This window comes from Pseudomonas sp. DTU12.3, from assembly GCF_004124275.1.
Classification (GTDB): Bacteria; Pseudomonadota; Gammaproteobacteria; order Pseudomonadales; family Pseudomonadaceae; genus Aquipseudomonas; species Aquipseudomonas helmanticensis.
The window spans coordinates 2,320,655-2,338,854 of sequence record NZ_CP027218.1; the positions used below are offsets into that span (position 1 = coordinate 2,320,655).

The window sequence follows — 18,200 nt, forward strand, 5'->3', positions numbered from 1 at the left end:
TGCGGCAGCTCCTACAAATGATCGCGATCCTGTAGGAGCTGACGAGTGCAACGAGGCTGCGATCTTTTAAGGATGAAACTGGAGCAGCCTCGGCTGCTCTTTTGCTTTATGAGAGAACACCCATGACCGCCGCCAAAAACCGCATTCTCGAGCTGCGCGCTGAACTCGATCAGCACAACTACCGTTACCACGTCCTCGACGAACCGAGCATTCCGGACGCCGAGTACGACCGGTTGTTCCACGAGCTCAAGGCGCTGGAAGCGGCCAACCCGGAACTGATCACCAGCGATTCGCCGACCCAGCGCGTTGGCAGCGTGGCGTTGACCGCGTTCACTCAGGTGCGTCACGAAGTGCCGATGCTCAGCCTCGGCAACGCCTTCGAAGAAACCGACATGCGCGAGTTCGATCGCCGCGTCACCGAAGGTCTGGATATCCCCGCTGGCGATCTGTTCGGCGGCGGTGCAGCGGTGGAATACAGCTGCGAGCCGAAGCTCGATGGCCTGGCGGTCAGCCTGCTCTATCAGGACGGCGTGCTGGTGCGCGGCGCCACACGCGGCGACGGTACCACCGGGGAAGACATCAGCGTCAACGTGCGCACCGTGCGCAACATTCCGCTGAAGCTGCAAGGTGAAGGCTGGCCGGCGACCCTGGAAGTGCGCGGCGAAGTGTTCATGTCCAAGGCCGGTTTCGAGCGCCTCAACGCCTCGCAACTGGAAGTCGGCGGCAAGACCTTCGCCAACCCGCGCAACGCCGCCGCCGGCAGCTTGCGTCAGCTCGATTCGAAGATCACCGCCAACCGTCCGCTGGAATTCTGCTGCTACGGCATCGGTCAGGTCTCGCACGATATTGCCGACACGCACATCGGCAACCTCAAGCAATTGCAGCAGTGGGGCATGCCGATCAGCCACGAACTGAAGCTGGCCAAGGGCATCGACGAATGCCTCGATTACTACCGCGACATCGGCGCGCGCCGTAACTCGCTGACGTATGAAATCGATGGTGTGGTGTTCAAGGTCAACAGCATTGCCGATCAGCGCGAACTGGGCTTCCGTGCCCGCGAACCGCGTTGGGCAATCGCGCATAAATTCCCGGCGATGGAAGAACTCACGGAGTTGCTCGACGTCGAGTTTCAGGTCGGTCGCACTGGCGCGGTTACACCGGTCGCGCGCCTGAAACCGGTCAAGGTGGCTGGCGTTACCGTCGCCAACGCCACGTTGCACAACATGGACGAAGTCGCGCGTCTGGGCCTGATGATCGGCGACACTGTGATCATCCGCCGCGCCGGTGATGTGATCCCGCAAGTGGTGCAAGTGGTCACCGAGCGTCGTCCGGAAAACGCCCGTCCGGTGGCGATCCCCGAGAGCTGCCCGGTGTGCGGTTCGCACGTCGAACGCACGCAACTGGTCAAGCGCAGCAAGGGCAAGGAAACCGTCAGCGAAGGCGCGGTGTATCGCTGCGTCGGGCGTTTGGCCTGTGGCGCGCAACTGAAGCAGGCGATCATTCACTTCGTCTCGCGCCGCGCGATGGACATCGAAGGCTTGGGCGACAAGAGCGTCGAGCAGTTGGTCGATGAAGGTCTGGTCAGTTCGCCGGCCGACCTGTACGCGCTTAAGTTCGACGACATCGTCGACCTCGAAGGTTTTGCCGAAGTCTCCAGCAACAAGCTGCTGGCGGCCATCGAGGACAGCAAGAAGCCGAGCCTCGCGCGTTTCATTTATGCGCTGGGTATTCCTGATGTCGGCGAGGAGACGGCCAAAGTGCTGGCGCGCTCGCTGGGTTCGCTGGAGCGGGTACAGCAGGCGTTGCCGCAAGTGCTGACGTATCTGCCGGATGTCGGTCTGGAAGTGGCGCACGAGATTCACAGCTTCTTTGAAGATGCGCATAACCAGCAGGTGATCAGCGAATTGCTCGGGCATGGTTTGCAGATTCAGGATCAAGGCGAGCTAGGCGCCGAGTTTGCCGCCAGCACTACGCTGGGTGGCTTCCTCGACAAACTGCACATTCCTTCGGTCGGCCCTGGTGGCGCGCAGAAACTGGCGGACAAGTTCGGCTCACTGGAAGCAGTGATGAATGCCGACTGGCTGGACATGCGTCAGGCGTTGCCAGAGAAGCAGGCGAATTCGGTTCGCGAGTTTTTTGCTTTGCCTGAGCATCGGCAACTGGCCGAAGAATCCGAGAAACAACTGCGCGATTTCGGCATGCACTGGCAGAGCGAGAAGAAGGTGATCGAAGGCTTGCCGTTGTCTGGCGAGACCTGGGTGCTGACCGGCAAGGTCGAGTTGATGAGCCGGGACGTGGCCAAGGATCACTTGGAAAGTCTGGGCGCTAAAGTCGCTGGTTCGGTCTCGGCGAAAACTCATTGCGTCGTTGCCGGTCCCGGTGCCGGTTCCAAACTGACCAAAGCCAATGAGCTGGGTGTGAAAGTGATGGACGAAGAAACCTTCATCGCCTTCCTCAAAACCCACGGCCTTCAGGTCTGACACAAAGCCCATGGCCTTCAGGTCTGTCACAAATCCTGTGGCCTTCAGGTCTGACACAAAACCCATGGCCTGCAGGTCTGACACAAAACCCATGGCCTGCAGGTCTGACACAAAACCCTGTGGCGAGGGGATTTATCCCCGTTCGGCGACGCAGTCGTCGCAAAACCGTACAGCGCGGTACATCTGACTAACCGCGATGTATGGATTTGGGGTCGCTTCGCAACCCAGCGGGGATAAATCCCCTCGCCACAATGGTGCAATCACCTGGTTGCACTGTTATGGGTGGGAACGATGTTGTCATGGGAATGATCTAGTCTTGGCAAGCCCCAGGGAGAGATCGCCATGCACCGCTTTTTCGAGCAGCTCAGTTCCCGCATCATCGCGCCGTTCATGGCCGAATCCTCACGCAACAGCAAAGTCTGGCCGTGCCGTTGCGGCCAGTCGCTGTTCTTTCGCAACAGCCAGTGCCTGGCCTGCAATGCCTTGCTCGGTTACCAGCCGGAAGAAAGCCGCATCACGTCGCTGTCGCCCGGCGCACAGAACGGCACCTGGACACTGGATGCTGATCCCGACGCAGGCCTGTTTCGCCGCTGCGCCAATCTCGACACCCCGGCCGCGTGCAACTGGTTGCTGCCGGCCAACGTTGACGATGCCTTGTGCGTCGCCTGCAGCCTCAATCGCACCATTCCCGACCTGTCCGACCCGGATAACCCCGAGCGCTGGCGCAAGGTTGAAATCGCCAAGCGCCGTCTTGTCGCGCAGTTGATCACCCTCGGCTTGCAAGTCATTCCGAAAACCGTGGATGAAGACACCGGCCTGGCCTTCGATTTCATCGGCGTCGACCTCGAAGGCAATGCGCCGATGACCGGCCACGCCAACGGTTTGATCACCCTCGACATCAAGGAAGCCGACGACGCCCACCGCGAGCAGGTGAGGGCGCAGATGCACGAGCCGTATCGCACGCTGCTCGGACATTTTCGCCATGAGGTCGGCCACTATTACTGGGATCGACTGATCGCCAACGGCCCATGGCTCGACTCGTTTCGCCAGCTGTTCGGCGACGAGCGCGCCAGTTACGCCGAGGCGCTCGATCGTCACTACCAGCAAGGCGCACCACTCGACTGGCCACAGCACTACGTCAGCGCCTACGCAACCATGCACCCGTGGGAAGACTGGGCGGAAACCTGGGCGCATTACCTGCACATGATGGACGCTGTGGACACCGCGCTGGGTTTTGGCATGAGCGCGAGGGAAATGGATTTCGACTACCAGCCGTTTCCGCCTAGCACGCTGTACGACCCGGAGCATCCCGGTGGCGAGGCGTTCCTGTCGTTCGTCAACGCGTGGATCGAACTGGCCGGGATGCTCAACGAATTGTCCCGCAGCATGGGCCAACCGGATTTCTACCCGTTCGTGCTGCCGGCGCCGGCGATCGCCAAACTGCACTTCATTCATCTGGTGATCCAGCAGGCGGGCGGCAAGGCGGATGAGGTATTGGCCCTGTAGGAGCTGCCGCAGGCTCGGGCCGCGATCGGACGATCTTTATGTCCTTGAAGCGATTCATATTTTTAATCTGCAACCAACGGTTGTAACTTCACCTCAGATAGGTACAATGGCGCGGCTCGCCGACAGGCAAGCGTCGTTATGGTGACCCCATCGGTCCCCCCGCAACGATTACCCGTGAACCTGGTCAGAGCCGGAAGGCAGCAGCCACAGCGGGAACATTGTGTGCCGGGGTGTGGCTGGTGGGGTTACCACCTTAACGAACAATCGAACGCTTCAACCAGAACTGCATGGGTTTCGCCCACTGCGGTTTTTTTGTGTCTGCGATTTGGCCAGCGCCCTGGATCAACTGTGGGAGCGGGCTTGCTCGCGAAGGCGTCAGACCTGCCAGTGATGAGTTGACTGAGACACCGTATTCGCGAGCAAGCCCGCTCCCACAGGGGTTATGGGGTGGCTTCAGAGGACCCGGTATACAGCCGGATAATCTCATCAATCTCCCCCGACATCTTCATCCGCAACAACGTGCGCAAGATCCGCTGCACCGGCACCTTCGGGTCATTCCTCACGTAGCAACCGACCTTCTGCTCTTGCAACACCGCCACCGCTTGCAATTGCTTCTCCGACGTCAGTCGCTGATTAAACCAGTCCAGCGTCCACTGATTGCTCACCGCATAGCGATAACGCCCGGCCAGCAACTTCTCCAATACCTGCTCCTGATTGCGCGCATCTTCGCGGTGCAAGCGATCGGCATCGAACAACGGCTGCAGGGTAGGGTAGATGTAGCCAAGCACGGTGCCGATGGATTGGCGGGGCAAGCTGGAAGGATCGACGTTGGCAGGTTGATCCTTGCGACTGATCAGCAGATCGCGTTGAAACAACAACGGCAGACTCCAGATGTAATCCCCCGACTGATTCGGCAGCCAAGACTGCGCGGCATAGCAGCGCACGTCGATCTCGCCGTGCTCCATGGCACTTTGTACCCGTGCACGCGGCAGGACGTGAAACTCGGCCGGCACGCCAACCTGGGTGGCCAGGCTGAGCATGATGTCGTAGAGGATGCCCTGGGTCGGGCGGCCGCGCTCGAACTGCACCATCGGCATCGCCCAGCTGTCGGGCATGGCGAAGCGCAACGGCGGTTCCGCTGCCGTCACGCTCAGGCTGATTCCCAGCAGTGCCCCCAAGGCCCAACGCATAAACGCTCCGGTAATTCCCGATCCTGAGCCGATAAAAGCCTCTGCTCATGCAGCTTAGCCATATTAGACGAGGACACCGGATGCAATTTTGCCCCTGCTCCGCTAGCATTAGCCGCTTCAGCTTCCTTCGTTGCGACGGTTTTCGATGAGTTATCAGGTTCTTGCACGTAAATGGCGTCCGCGCTCGTTCCGCGAAATGGTCGGCCAGACCCATGTGCTCAAGGCTCTGATCAATGCCTTGGACAGCCAGCGGCTGCACCATGCGTACCTGTTCACCGGTACGCGCGGGGTGGGTAAAACCACGATTGCGCGGATCATTGCCAAATGCCTGAACTGTGAGACAGGTATCACTTCCAGCCCGTGCGGCGAGTGCTCGGTGTGCCGTGAAATCGACGAGGGCCGTTTCGTCGACCTGATCGAGATCGACGCCGCGAGCCGGACCAAGGTTGAAGACACCCGCGAACTGCTCGACAACGTGCAGTACGCCCCGAGCCGTGGGCGCTTCAAGGTCTACCTGATCGATGAAGTGCACATGCTTTCCAGCCATTCCTTCAATGCGCTGCTGAAAACCCTCGAAGAGCCGCCGCCGTACGTCAAGTTCATCCTGGCGACCACTGACCCGCAGAAACTTCCGGCAACGATTTTGTCGCGCTGCCTGCAGTTCTCGCTGAAGAACATGACGCCGGAACGTGTGGTCGAGCATCTGACCCACGTACTGACCGCCGAAAACGTGCCGTTCGAAGACGATGCGCTGTGGCTGCTCGGTCGCGCCGCTGACGGTTCGATGCGAGACGCCATGAGCCTGACCGATCAGGCGATCGCCTTCGGTGAAGGCAAGGTGCTGGCCACCGACGTGCGGGCAATGCTCGGCACGCTCGATCACGGTCAGGTCTATGACGTCCTGCATTCGTTGATCGAAGGCGACGCCAAGGCGTTGCTCGAAGGCGTGCGTCACTTGGCCGAGCAAGGCCCGGACTGGAACGGCGTGCTGTCGGAAATTCTCAACGTGCTGCACCGCGTGGCCATCGCTCAGGCGCTGCCGGAAGGCGTCGATAACGGCCATGGCGACCGCGATCGCGTGCTGGCCTTGGCGCAGGCCTTGCCGGCCGAAGACGTGCAGTTCTATTACCAGATGGGCCTGATCGGTCGCCGCGATTTGCCGCTGGCGCCGGATCCGCGTGGCGGTTTCGAAATGGTCCTGCTGCGAATGCTGGCCTTCCGGCCCGCCGACACTGCGGACGCGCCGAGGCAACCGCTAAAGCCAGTGGGGATCAGCCAGGCCACAGTTGATTCCGCAAACTCAGTGGCTGCCGCGCCTAAACCTGCGCCGGTAGTTGCTGCGGCTGTTGCGCCAACGCCTGCGCTAGCACCTGCAACAGTGGCAGCTCCTGCCCCGGTGCCTGAGCCAGCTCCGGTTGCTCCGGTTGCTCCGGTTGCTTCGGTTGCTCCGGTTGCTCCGGTTGCCCAGCCAGAACCGGAACCTGCGCCCGTCGTCGCCGAAGCAGTCGTCGACCTGCCATGGAATGACCCGGTTGAGCCTGAGCCTGAGCCTGAGCCAGAAGCCGAGCCCGAGCCTGCCCAGCAGCCTGCCGTCGAGCCAATGCTGGAAACCGCCGCTGAGCAACCCGAGTTGCCGCCGATGCCGTTGCCGACCCCGGACAGCGTCGTCCCGGACGCCCCCGAGTGGGCTGCCGCGCCGATTCCCGAGCCGTCGGTCGCCGAAGTCGATGCCGCCACACCGGGCATGGACATGGACGACGAGCCGCCGCTGGACGAGGATTACATCGAGCCGGACATCGACTCGGCCTACAGCTACCTCGACGAACTGGCCAGCGAACACGCCGCCGAGCCTGCGCCGGAACCTGAGCCGGAACCGGCTGCCGCACCGGCCACCGGCCTCGCATTGCAATGGCTGGAGTTGTTCCCGAAACTGCCGATTTCCGGCATGACCGGCAGCATCGCCGCCAACTGCACGTTGATCGGTGTCGATGGCGACCATTGGCTGATGCACCTCGACCCGGCGCACAGCGCACTGTTCAATGCCACGCAACAGCGTCGTCTCAACGATGCGTTGAACCAGTTCCATGGCCGCCCGTTGACGCTGACCATCGAGCTGATCAAGCCCGAGCAGGAAACCCCGGCTCAGGCTGCGTCCCGTCGTCGGGCCAACCGTCAGCGCGAGGCGGAGGAGTCGATCCACGGCGATCCGTTCATCCAGCAGATGGTCCAGCAGTTCGGTGCCGTCGTGCGACACGATACTATTGAACCTGTCGACGCCTTGGTCGCACAGGGCTAATAACTGAAGGTGCCTTGCCTCGCTGGCCGGGCGCTGTTTTGATCCAAGTACTTTTGAGGTGATTCCCATGATGAAAGGTGGCATGGCCGGCCTGATGAAGCAGGCGCAGCAAATGCAGGAAAAAATGGCCAAGATGCAGGAAGAACTGGCCAACGCTGAAGTCACCGGCAAGGCCGGCGGCGACATGGTCACTGTGGTGATGACCGGTCGTCACGACGTTAAAAGCGTGAGCATCGACCCAAGCCTGGTTGAAGGCCTGAGCGAAGACGACAAAGAAATGCTCGAAGCCGTCGTAGCCGCCGCCGTCAACGACGCTGTGCGCAAGATCGAAGCCAACAGCCAGGAAAAAATGGGCGGCATGACCGCCGGCATGAACCTGCCAGCCGGTATGAAACTGCCATTCTGATTCGCCATTCAGCGGCAGATGAGCTACACAAAATGCCAGGCATCGCGCCTGGCATTTTTGTTTCTGCCCCATTAACACCGCACCCTGTAGGAGCTGTCGAGTGAAACGAGGCTGCGATCTTTTGATCCTGTTCTTTCAAACAAAAATCAAGATCAAAAGATCGCAGCGTGCCGCAGCTCCTACAGGTCGTGCAGTGTTAAAACATCGAACGTGCAAAAGCCGCAACGGTCTGCTCCCTATACCCGCTGAATTCATCATTCACAGGAGACGCTGACATGTCCGACCCTCTTACCCTCAATCAACGCTTCGTCCTGGCCTCGCGCCCGGTTGGCGCGCCGACCCCGGAAAACTTCCGCCTCGAACGCGAAGCCCTGCCGGATCTGCAGGATGGCGAGGTACTGCTGAAAACCCTTTACCTCTCCCTTGACCCCTACATGCGCGGACGCATGAGCGACGCACCGTCCTACGCCGCCCCGGTGCAAATCGGCGAGGTGATGACCGGCGGCGCTGTCAGCCGTGTCGAAAATTCGCGTCATCCGAAATTTCATAAAGGTGATCTGGTGGTTGGTGCCACGGGCTGGCAAAGCCACAGCATCAGCGATGGCCGCAACATCATTCCGATTCCATCGGGGTTGCCGAGCCCGTCGATGGCCCTCGGCGTGCTGGGCATGCCGGGGATGACCGCGTACATGGGGCTGATGGACATCGGCCAGCCGAAGGAAGGTGAAACGCTGGTAGTTGCCGCAGCGTCCGGTGCCGTGGGTTCGGTGGTTGGCCAAGTGGCGAAAATCAAAGGCCTGCGCACCGTGGGGGTGGCTGGCGGTGCCGAGAAGTGCAAATACGTGGTCGAGGAACTGGGTTTTGACGCCTGCATCGATCACAAGGCCGCAGACTTCGCCGAACAACTGGCCAAGGCCTGCCCCAAGGGCATCGACATCTATTACGAGAACGTCGGTGGCCACGTGTTCGACGCGGTCGTGCCGTTGCTCAACGCCAAGGCGCGCATCCCTCTGTGCGGTCTGATTGCCGGTTATAACGCCTCTGAGGCACCGCAAGGCCCGGATCGCCTACCGATGCTGCAACGCACGCTGCTGACCAAACGCGTGCGTATTCAGGGCTTCATCGTCTTTGACGACTACGGCGATCGTCAGCCGGAATTCATCAGCCACATGGTGCCGTGGGTGCGCGATGGCAAGGTGAAATTCCGCGAAGACGTGGTCGAAGGCCTGGAGCAGGCGCCCGAGGCGTTTATCGGCCTGCTGGAAGGGCGCAACTTCGGCAAACTGGTGGTTCGGGTTGCCCCGGACTGAGTATTTGACGCTGGCCGGAGGCGCGGGTATAAACCGCGTCTCGTTGTTTTGTCGGACTTTTTACCCATGAGCTTCAGCCCTTTGATTCGCCAACTGATCGACGCTCTGCGCACCTTGCCGGGCGTGGGTCAGAAAACCGCCCAGCGCATGGCGTTGCAGATGCTCGAGCGTGACCGCAGCGGCGGCTTGCGTCTCGCCCAGGCCTTGAGCCAGGCCATGGAAGGCGTCGGCCACTGCCGGCAATGCCGCACGCTGACCGAAGACGATCTGTGCCCGCAATGCGCCGATACTCGCCGCGACGATACGTTGCTGTGCGTGGTGGAAGGGCCGATGGACGTTTACGCGGTCGAGCAGACCGGTTTCCGGGGGCGCTACTTTGTGCTCAAGGGGCATTTGTCGCCGCTCGATGGCTTGGGGCCTGAGGCGATCGGTATTCCACAATTGATGGCGCGGATCGAAGCGGCGGGGACGTTTGCTGAAGTCATCCTCGCGACCAATCCGACGGTGGAAGGCGAGGCCACGGCGCATTACATCGCGCAGTTGTTGCAGCACAAAGGCCTGATCGCCTCGCGGATTGCCCATGGTGTGCCGTTGGGCGGCGAGCTGGAGCTGGTTGACGGCGGCACGCTGGCGCATTCGTTTGCCGGGCGTAAACCGATTTCCCTCTGATAAAAATCAAAAGATCGCAGCCTGCGGCAGCTCCTACAGGGAAACGCATTCCGAGGTAGGAGCTGCCGCAGGCTGCGATCTTTTGATCTTCTGTATCTTGTAAACCAAGCAAGCGCTCGGTTAACGTCGGCGAACCCTTCCGTGGAGCTCGCCCATGCCTGCCTTTCAGGAATACTTCGACCCCAGCCATCAAATGGTCCGCGACAGCGTCAGGCGTTTCGTCGAGCGCGAAATCCTGCCGGGCATTGAAGAGTGGGAAGAAGCCGAAAGCTTTCCGCGTGAGCTCTACCTGAAGGCCGGCGCCGCCGGGATCCTCGGCATCGGTTACCCCGAAGCGCTGGGCGGCAGTCATGCAGGTGATCTGTTCGCCAAGGTCGCCGCCAGTGAAGAACTGATGCGCTGCGGCTCAGGCGGACTCGTCGCGGGGCTGGGCTCGCTGGATATCGGTCTGCCACCGATCGTCAAATGGGCGCTCCCCGACGTGCGTGATCGCGTCGTCCCGCAAGTGCTCAGCGGCGAAAAAATCAGCGCCTTGGCCGTGACCGAGCCGGGCGGTGGTTCCGACGTCGCCAACCTGCAAACCCGTGCCGTGCGCGACGGCGATTATTACCGGGTCAGCGGCAGCAAAACCTTTATCACCAGTGGCGTACGCGCCGATTACTACACCGTTGCGGTGCGCACCGGCGCGGCGGGTTTCGGCGGCATCAGCCTGCTGCTGATCGAGAAAGGCACCGCCGGTTTCACCGTCGGCCGGCAGTTGAAGAAAATGGGTTGGTGGGCGTCGGACACCGCTGAATTGTTCTTCGACGACTGCCGAGTGCCGGTAGGAAATCTGATCGGCGCCGAGAATATGGGCTTCGCCTGCATCATGGGCAATTTCCAGAGTGAACGCCTGGCACTGGCACTGATGGCCAACATGACTTCACAGCTCGCACTGGAGGAAAGCCTGAAATGGGCGCGCGAGCGTGAAGCGTTCGGCAAGCCGATCGGCAAGTTCCAGGTGATCAAGCATCGCCTCGCCGAGATGGCCACGGCGCTGGAGGTGTCGCGCGAGTTCACTTATCGGCAAGCGGCGAAGATGGCGGCGGGGCAGAGTGTGATCAAGGAGATTTCCATGGCGAAGAACTTTGCCACGGACACCTCGGACCGGATCACCACGGAGGCGGTACAGATTCTTGGTGGGTTGGGTTACATGCGCGAGAGCCTGGTGGAACGGCTGTATCGGGATAACCGCATTCTGTCGATTGGCGGCGGGACGCGTGAAGTGATGAACGAGATCATCAGCAAGCAGATGGGGCTTTAGGTTTTGCAGTGAGGCTGCCGGCCCCTTCGCGAGCAGGCTCGCTCCCACAGTTGGAGTGCGTTCCCCTGTGGGAGCGAGCCTGCTCGCGAAAGCGGTCTAAGAAGCGCTGCTTACTTATCGGTCAGCGCAAACTGCGTCAGGCAGAAGGTAGGAATGCCCATGTCTTCCAGACGCTGCGACCCACCCAGCTCCGGCAGGTCAATAATCGCCGCCGCCTCATGCACCCGCGCGCCCATCCGGCGAATCAGGTTGGCCGCCGCGATCAGCGTTCCGCCGGTGGCGATCAAGTCATCGAACATCACCACCGAATCGCCTTCGCACAGACTGTCGGCGTGCACTTCGAGGAACGCTTCGCCGTACTCGGTCGCGTAACCTTCGGCCAACACGTCCGCCGGCAGTTTGCCTTGCTTGCGGAACAGCACCAGCGGTTTGTTCAACTGATAAGCCAATACCGAACCGATCAGGAAGCCGCGCGCATCCATCGCGCCAATGTGGGTGAAGTCGGCTTCGACGTAGCGGTGGGCGAAGCTGTCCATCACCAGGCGCAGGGCGGTTGGCGACTGGAACAGCGGGGTGATGTCGCGAAAGATCACGCCCGGTTTCGGGAAGTCGATCACGGGGCGGATCAGGGATTTGATGTCGAAGGAGTCGAAGACCATCGTCGAGGTGTCCTGGCAGGGCTGCAAACGGCGCAGTATACCCGCGGCTGAAACGGTTCGCTCAACCGCGGATCGGCATTAGCCTTCGATCGAGCCACCGGCCAGTGCGCAGAGCTGGATCGGGTCGAGGATGTGGATCTCCTTGCCCTCGGCGGCAATCAGTTCGTTCTGCTGGAAGCGCGTGAACACTCGGGACACGGTTTCCACCGCCAGACCGAGGTAGTTACCAATTTCGTTACGGGACATTGCCAGACGGAACTGGTTGGCCGAAAAACCGCGTGCGCGGAAGCGTGCGGACAGGTTGACCAGGAACGTGGCGATGCGCTCGTCGGCGGTTTTCTTCGACAGCAGCAACATCATTTGCTGGTCATCGCGGATTTCGCGGCTCATCACGCGCATCAACTGACGGCGCAATTGCGGCAATTGCAGGGCCAGTTCGTCAAGGCGTTCGAAAGGGATTTCGCAGACCGAGGTGGTTTCCAGCGCCTGAGCGGACACCGGGTGCTTCTCGGTGTCCATGCCGGACAGGCCGACCAGTTCGCTCGGCAGGTGGAAACCGGTCAGTTGTTCTTCGCCGCTGTCGCTCAGGCTGAAGGTTTTCAGGGCGCCGGAGCGTACTGCATAAACGGAATCGAACGTGTCGCCCTGACGGAACAGGAACTCACCCTTTTTCAGCGGGCGGCCGCGTTTAACGATTTCGTCCAGCGCATCCATGTCTTCCAGATTCAGAGAAAGTGGCAGGCAGAGAGGGGCCAGGCTGCAATCCTTGCAATGAGCCTGGTTATGAGCGCGCAGTTTGACTGGCTCGGACATTTCTTAAATCCTTGTGGGAAAACACACATAAGCCGTAAGGGTAACCCACGGGAGGACATTCAGGCCAGTCTGTGGCGACTTTGTCCCACAGCCATAAAGCCGCAGAGCAAGCAGCCGATAAACAGGTATCAGAACGCAAACAAGGAATGAATCGATGGCCGCCATTGGCACGCTCAGCCCCGCTGGCAGCGACGTTGCGGCTTTGCCGGAGACGTTTAAAGCGTCTTCGGGCAACGCCCGCGACGCCAGCTCGACCGAAGACGCAACCCCGACCTTGGTCGAGGGCGTCAAAGTGTCGCTGTCCGGAGCCTCCATCGAAAAATCCGCCGGCGCTGGCGGCGATAATCGCGATATCGAAGAAAGCGGTTTGCCTGAGAACATCCAGCAATTGCTGAAGATGATCCGCAAATTGCAAAAAGAGATTGCCGAGAAAAAGGCGCTCATCGAAGCGGTTATGGCTGACAAGCGCCTGACCAACGAAGAAAAGATCATCAAGGCTGCCAGCTTGCGCGGTGCCATCGCCGCGCTGAATACTGGCTTGATCACGGCCAATCTGGCCTTGTCGAAAGTGGTCGGGCAATCGGGCCTGAGCGCAGACCAGAACCTGAAAGTCGGTTCGCTGCTGATGAAAAACTAGATCACCCGCGAGAAACGCTGGCGGTTCTGTTGTTCCAGGTAGGCGTCGAACACCATGCACACCGAGCGCACCAACAGGCGCCCGGCCGGCAATACTTCAATCCCTTCGCGACTCAGTTCAATCAGGCCATCGTTGGCCATGCCTAGCAGTTGCGGCCACAGCGCGCCGAAATAGCCCTGAAAATCGACGTTGAATTGCTGTTCGATCTCGGCGAAGTCGAGGCTGAAGTTGCAGATCAGTTGCTGGATCACCGCACGCCGCAGCCGATCGTCGGCATTGCACACCAAACCCCGACTGGTCGCCAGTTGTGCAGAGGCGAGGGTGTGCTGGTATTCGTTGAGGTCGCTGCTGTTCTGGCAATACAGGTCGCCGATCTGGCTGATCGCTGAAACGCCGAGGCCAATCAGGTCGCAATGACCGTGAGTGGTGTAGCCCTGGAAGTTGCGTTGCAGGGTTTCCTCTTCTTGGGCGATCGCCAATTCATCGTCGGGCAGGGCGAAATGATCCATGCCGATGTAGCGATAACCGGCAGCGGTCAGTTGCTCGATGGTGCGCTGGAGCATTTCCAGTTTGTGCGCCGGGCTCGGCAGTTCATTGGCGTTGATCCGCCGTTGCGGCATGAAGCGCTCCGGCAGGTGCGCGTAGTTGAACACCGAGAGTCGGTCCGGTTGCAGGCTGATGACTTCCTCGACGGTACGGGCGAAATTGTCCGGGGTCTGCTTGGGCAAGCCATAGATCAGGTCGATGTTGATCGAGCGAAATTGCAGGGTACGCGCGGCGTCGATCACGGCGCGGGTTTCCTCCAGGCTTTGCAGGCGATTGACCGCGCGTTGCACCACCGGATCAAGGTCCTGCAGGCCGATGCTGACCCGGTTGAAACCCAGTTCGCGCAGCAGACCCATGGTTGACCAGTCGGCTTCGCGCGGATCGATCTCGATGCCGTAATCGCCGGAGTCGTCATCCAGCAGATTGAAATGCTTGCGCAGGTGCGCCATCAGCTGACGCAGTTCGTCGTGGCTGAGAAAGGTCGGGGTGCCGCCGCCGAAATGCAGTTGCTCGACTTTCTGCGCCGGGTCGAGATGGCAGGCGATCAGCTGGATCTCCTGCTCGAGCCGTTGCAGATACGGCAGGGCGCGCCCGCGATCCTTGGTGATGACCTTGTTGCAGGCGCAGTAGTAGCAAATGTTCGCGCAGAACGGTACGTGCACGTACAGCGACAACGGGCGCAAGGCTTTGCGGCTGTCGCGCAGGGCGTGAAACAGGTCAAAGGTGCCGACCTGACTGTTGAATTGCACGGCCGTTGGATAAGAGGTGTAGCGCGGCCCCGCCAGGTCGTAGCGGCGGATCAGATCAGTGTCCCAACGAATGGCGTCGAGCATGCGGGCATTCCCCCGGATAGGCTGGCAGTGTGGCGAGTCTAGGGGAGGGCGCGCAGGGGCATCTTGATTTGCATCAACAGCATAAGATCAAAAGATCGCAGCCTTCGCCAGCTCCTACAGGGAAGCGCATTCCAAAGGTAGGAGCTGCCGAAGGCTGCGATCTTTTGATCTTAATGCCCCATCATCCAATGCTGATGCGGGCCGGGCAGGGTCCAGATGCCAAACAGCATCACCAGCAATCCTCCGGCCATGCGCACGCTGCGCTTGCGCAGCAATGCGGTGACGCGCTCGGCGGCAAGGCCCGTCGCGAGCAACACCGGCCAGGTGCCAAGCCCGAACGCAAGCATCAACAACGCACTGTCCAGCGCATTGCCCTGACTCGCGCTCCACAGCAACGTGCTGTAAACCAATCCACACGGCAACCAGCCCCACAACGCACCCAGCAATAACGCGCGGGGCAGGCTCGACACCGGCAGCAAGCGATTGGCCACGGGCTGGATATACCGCCACAAACCGCGTCCAAGGCTTTCGATGCGCGTCAGCCCGCTCCACCAGCCGGCCAGATACAAACCCATGGCGATCAGCAATAGCCCGGCCAGTACGCGCATGAACAGCGCCGCCGGACTGTTGGCCACCGCCCAGCCCGCCAGGCCGATCAGCAGTCCCGCCGTGGCATAACTTAGAATTCGCCCGAGGTTGTACGCCAGCAACAAACGGAAGCGCCGACTGCGCTGCTCCTTGGGAATCGCCAGGGTCAGTGCGCCCATCAAGCCGCCGCACATGCCCAGGCAATGGCCGCCACCGAGCAGGCCAAGGATCAGCGCCGACACCAGCAGGGGTGCCAATTCAAGCATGGGGTGGCGCCTTGTCGTCCGGTTTGCTGGCATTGGCTTCGTCGACGGCCGCCGTGTGATTCGGATCCTGATCGTCGAAGAGGATGCTGTGGGCCGGACCGTCGAGGTCGTCGTACTGACCGCTGTCCACCGCCCAGAAAAAGATATACACGGCGATGGCCACGATCAGCAGTGCGGCCGGGATCATCACGTAGAGAGCTGGCATTTGTACTCCATGCCCGCGCGGCTCAGGCCGGCAGCGGGCGGGTTTCTGACGGGGTGCGCAGGGCCGGCGCGCTCGGCAACCGAGTCAGGCGCAGGGCGTTAAGCACCACGGTCAACGAACTGATCGACATGCCGACGGCGGCCCATATCGGGGTGATCCAGCCGAGGGCGGCGAACGGCAACATGAGGCCATTGTACAGCGCCGCCCACAGCAGGTTCTCGATGATTACCCGGCGAGTGCGCCGCGCCAGCGTGAAGGCTTGGACCAAAGCGTCGAGACGATTGGACAGGAGCACGGCATCGGCACTGGTTTTCGCCAGATCGGTGGCCGAGCCCATGGCCACGCTGATATCTGCGGCAGCCAGCACCGGCACATCGTTGACGCCATCGCCGAGCATCAGCACTTTGCGACCTTCCTTGTGCAGCTGTTGCAGCACCTGCAATTTGTCGTCCGGGCGCAGGCCGCCATGGGCTTCATCAATGCCCAGTTCGGCGGCAACACTGGCGACCATCGGCGAGCTATCGCCCGACAACAACAATGTGCGCCAACCGCGCGCCTTGCACGCGGCAAGTAGCGCCGGAGCATCGTCGCGCAGGCGGTCGTCGAGAGCGAACCAGGCCAGCGGGCCGTGAGCGTCACCGAGCAGCAACCACTGGCCTGCATCATTCGGCATTGACGGCACGGCGGCGCCGCTGAGAGCACAGACAAACCCGGCCTGACCAATGCGCAAGCGCTGCTCGCCGACCAGTCCTTCGAGACCAAGCCCGGGGGAACTGTGGACGTCTTCAGCTGCCAGCGGAGCGCGGCCAAAGGCGCGGGCAATCGGGTGTTCCGAACGGTTTTCCAGGGCGGCGGCAAGGCTCAGGCACTGATCGCTGTCGAGCGCGCCGAGCGGGCGGATCGAGCGCAGTACCAGGCGGCCTTCGGTGAGCGTGCCGGTCTTGTCGAAAATCACTGTGTCGATCTGATTCAGGCCTTCCAGCACATGCCCGCGCGTCAGCAACAGGCCGAGTTTGTGCAAGGTGCCGGTGGCGGCAGTCAGCGCCGTCGGCGTGGCCAGCGACAGCGCGCACGGGCAGGTCGCGACCAGCATGGCGAGGACAATCCAGAAGGCGCGAGAGGAATCCAGCTCCCACCACAGCAGGCCAATGGCGGCCGCAGCGATCAAAGACAACAGCAGGAACCATTGCGCGGCCCGGTCGGCGATTTCTGCCAGACGCGGTTTTTCCGCCTGGGCGCGGTCGAGCAGGCGGACGATGGCCGACAACCGCGTGTCCTGGCCCAGCGCCTGCACTTCAACCGTCAGCGCGCCTTCGACGTTCAGCGTGCCGGCGGTCACCGCGTCGCCGGTCATGCGCGCCTGCGGTAGGTATTCGCCGGTCAGCAGCGATTCGTCGATACTCGACTGGCCATCGATGATCTTGCCGTCTGCCGGCAGAATCGAGCCGGGCTGGACGAGAATATGATCACCCAGGCGCAATTCGCTGAGCAGGATGCGTTCGCTCTGGCCGTGGTTGTCCAGGCGCAGACATGAAGCGGGCAGCAGATTGACCAACTGCGCCGTGGCGGCCGCGGTGCGTTCCCGGGCGCGGCGTTCCAGATAGCGTCCGGCGAGCAAAAACAGCGCGAACATGCCCACCGCGTCGAAATACAACTCGCCGACACCGGTGATCGAGGTCCAGATGCCGGCGATGTAAGCACTGCCGATGGCCAGCGACACCGAGACATCCATGGTCAGGTGCCGGGTGCGCAAATCGCGCATCGCCCCTTTGAAGAACGGCGCGCAACTGTAGAACACGATTGGCGTGGTCAGGAACAACGCCACCCAGCGCAGAATCGTGTGCAGCTCGGGACTGAGGTCGATGTTGAATTCCGGCCAGGTCGCCATCGTCGCCATCATCGCCTGGAACCACAGCAGCCCGGCCACACCGAGCTGGCGCAGGGCCAGACGGTTTTCGCTGGCCAGTTGTTCGCTGGCGCGGTCGGCCTGATACGGATGCGCGGCGTAACCGATGTGGCGCAGCTCGGCGAGGATCTGGCTCAGCGGCAATTGCGCATCGGCCCAGCTTACGTGCAGGCGATGGTTGGACAGGTTCAGGCGCGCCTCGGCCACGGCCGGCAGCGTGCGCAGGTGTTTCTCGATCAGCCAGCCACAGGCGGCGCAACTGATGCCTTCCATCAGCAAGGTGGTTTCGGCCAGATCGCCTTCATGACGAACGAACGGTTTTTGCACGTCGGCGCGGTCGTACAGCGCCAACTCATCGACCAGTTGCACCGGTAGCGCCTGGGGGTTGGCCGAGGCTTCGCTGCGATGCTGGTAATAACTTTGCAGACCGCCAGCGACGATGGCTTCGGCCACGGCCTGGCAGCCCGGGCAGCAGAATTCGCGGGATTCCCCGAGTACGACAGCCGTGAAGCGACTGCCGGACGGAACGGGCAGGGCGCAGTGGTAGCAGGGGAGTGGGGTGGTCATGGCATCGTTGGGGGGTAAGC

15 protein-coding genes and 1 other RNA gene are annotated in these 18,200 nt (G+C 61.4%); 9 read left to right on the forward strand and 7 right to left on the reverse strand.

Annotated features, from left to right (window positions below; translation table 11 throughout):
• Positions 1–122: 122 nt before the first annotated feature.
• The 3 genes from ligA (at position 123) to ffs (ending at position 4,231) form a co-directional block, all read left to right on the forward strand.
• Positions 123–2,480, forward strand: a complete 2,358-nt coding sequence (gene ligA / locus C2E19_RS10720) for an NAD-dependent DNA ligase LigA (RefSeq protein ID WP_129391498.1) — start codon at positions 123–125, stop codon at positions 2,478–2,480.
• A gap of 342 nt (positions 2,481–2,822) precedes the next feature.
• Complete coding sequence (locus tag C2E19_RS10725) at positions 2,823–3,986, forward strand: putative zinc-binding metallopeptidase (RefSeq protein WP_129391501.1); 1,164 nt, start codon at positions 2,823–2,825, stop codon at positions 3,984–3,986.
• 148 nt (positions 3,987–4,134) lie between these two features.
• Positions 4,135–4,231, forward strand: an RNA gene (gene ffs, locus C2E19_RS10730) — signal recognition particle sRNA small type.
• A gap of 195 nt (positions 4,232–4,426) precedes the next feature.
• On the opposite strand, the gene C2E19_RS10740 is transcribed toward ffs, so the two are convergent.
• Positions 4,427–5,176 carry an ABC transporter substrate-binding protein gene (locus C2E19_RS10740; protein WP_129391507.1) on the reverse strand — a complete coding sequence of 250 codons (750 nt, stop codon included), beginning with the start codon at positions 5,174–5,176 and terminating at the stop codon, positions 4,427–4,429.
• 145 nt (positions 5,177–5,321) lie between these two features.
• Here C2E19_RS10740 and dnaX point away from each other — a divergent pair, with 145 nt between their 5' ends.
• The 5 genes from dnaX (at position 5,322) to C2E19_RS10765 (ending at position 11,160) form a co-directional block, all read left to right on the forward strand.
• Positions 5,322–7,472 carry a DNA polymerase III subunit gamma/tau gene (gene dnaX, locus C2E19_RS10745; RefSeq protein ID WP_129391509.1) on the forward strand — a complete coding sequence of 717 codons (2,151 nt, stop codon included), beginning with the start codon at positions 5,322–5,324 and terminating at the stop codon, positions 7,470–7,472.
• 67 nt (positions 7,473–7,539) lie between these two features.
• Positions 7,540–7,878, forward strand: a complete 339-nt coding sequence (locus C2E19_RS10750; RefSeq protein ID WP_042558527.1) for a YbaB/EbfC family nucleoid-associated protein — start codon at positions 7,540–7,542, stop codon at positions 7,876–7,878.
• A 275-nt stretch (positions 7,879–8,153) separates the two neighbouring features.
• Entirely contained in the window at positions 8,154–9,188 is a 1,035-nt protein-coding gene (locus C2E19_RS10755; RefSeq protein ID WP_129391512.1) for an NADP-dependent oxidoreductase, read from the forward strand.
• Positions 9,189–9,254: 66 nt separating this feature from the next.
• Positions 9,255–9,857 carry a recombination mediator RecR gene (recR, locus tag C2E19_RS10760; RefSeq protein ID WP_129391515.1) on the forward strand — a complete coding sequence of 201 codons (603 nt, stop codon included), beginning with the start codon at positions 9,255–9,257 and terminating at the stop codon, positions 9,855–9,857.
• A gap of 154 nt (positions 9,858–10,011) precedes the next feature.
• The gene (locus C2E19_RS10765) at positions 10,012–11,160 is read left to right on the forward strand and encodes an acyl-CoA dehydrogenase family protein (protein ID WP_129391519.1); all 1,149 of its coding nucleotides are present in this window, start codon (positions 10,012–10,014) and stop codon (positions 11,158–11,160) included.
• Between the two features lie 110 nt (positions 11,161–11,270).
• Here the strand turns inward: C2E19_RS10765 and C2E19_RS10770 are convergent, their stop codons facing one another.
• Positions 11,271–11,819 (reverse strand): adenine phosphoribosyltransferase, encoded by a 549-nt coding sequence (locus tag C2E19_RS10770; protein ID WP_027921719.1) that lies wholly within the window; start codon positions 11,817–11,819, stop codon positions 11,271–11,273.
• 78 nt (positions 11,820–11,897) lie between these two features.
• On the reverse strand, positions 11,898–12,632 hold the full coding sequence (gene fnr, locus C2E19_RS10775; RefSeq protein ID WP_129391522.1) for a fumarate/nitrate reduction transcriptional regulator Fnr: 735 nt from the start codon (positions 12,630–12,632) through the stop codon (positions 11,898–11,900).
• A 154-nt stretch (positions 12,633–12,786) separates the two neighbouring features.
• Here fnr and C2E19_RS10780 point away from each other — a divergent pair, with 154 nt between their 5' ends.
• On the forward strand, positions 12,787–13,269 hold the full coding sequence (locus tag C2E19_RS10780; RefSeq protein ID WP_129391525.1) for a hypothetical protein: 483 nt from the start codon (positions 12,787–12,789) through the stop codon (positions 13,267–13,269).
• On the opposite strand, the gene hemN is transcribed toward C2E19_RS10780, so the two are convergent.
• The 4 genes from hemN to C2E19_RS10800 form a co-directional block, all read right to left on the reverse strand.
• Complete coding sequence (gene hemN, locus C2E19_RS10785) at positions 13,266–14,648, reverse strand: oxygen-independent coproporphyrinogen III oxidase (protein ID WP_129391528.1); 1,383 nt, start codon at positions 14,646–14,648, stop codon at positions 13,266–13,268. The genes C2E19_RS10780 and hemN overlap by 4 nt on opposite strands.
• A gap of 170 nt (positions 14,649–14,818) precedes the next feature.
• Positions 14,819–15,502 (reverse strand): sulfite exporter TauE/SafE family protein, encoded by a 684-nt coding sequence (locus tag C2E19_RS10790; RefSeq protein WP_129391531.1) that lies wholly within the window; start codon positions 15,500–15,502, stop codon positions 14,819–14,821.
• Positions 15,495–15,707 (reverse strand): cbb3-type cytochrome oxidase assembly protein CcoS, encoded by a 213-nt coding sequence (gene ccoS, locus C2E19_RS10795; RefSeq protein ID WP_077571858.1) that lies wholly within the window; start codon positions 15,705–15,707, stop codon positions 15,495–15,497. Before ccoS ends, C2E19_RS10790 begins: the two co-directional genes overlap by 8 nt.
• A 22-nt stretch (positions 15,708–15,729) precedes the next feature.
• Positions 15,730–18,180 carry a heavy metal translocating P-type ATPase gene (locus tag C2E19_RS10800; RefSeq protein ID WP_129391534.1) on the reverse strand — a complete coding sequence of 817 codons (2,451 nt, stop codon included), beginning with the start codon at positions 18,178–18,180 and terminating at the stop codon, positions 15,730–15,732.
• Positions 18,181–18,200: the final 20 nt, after the last annotated feature.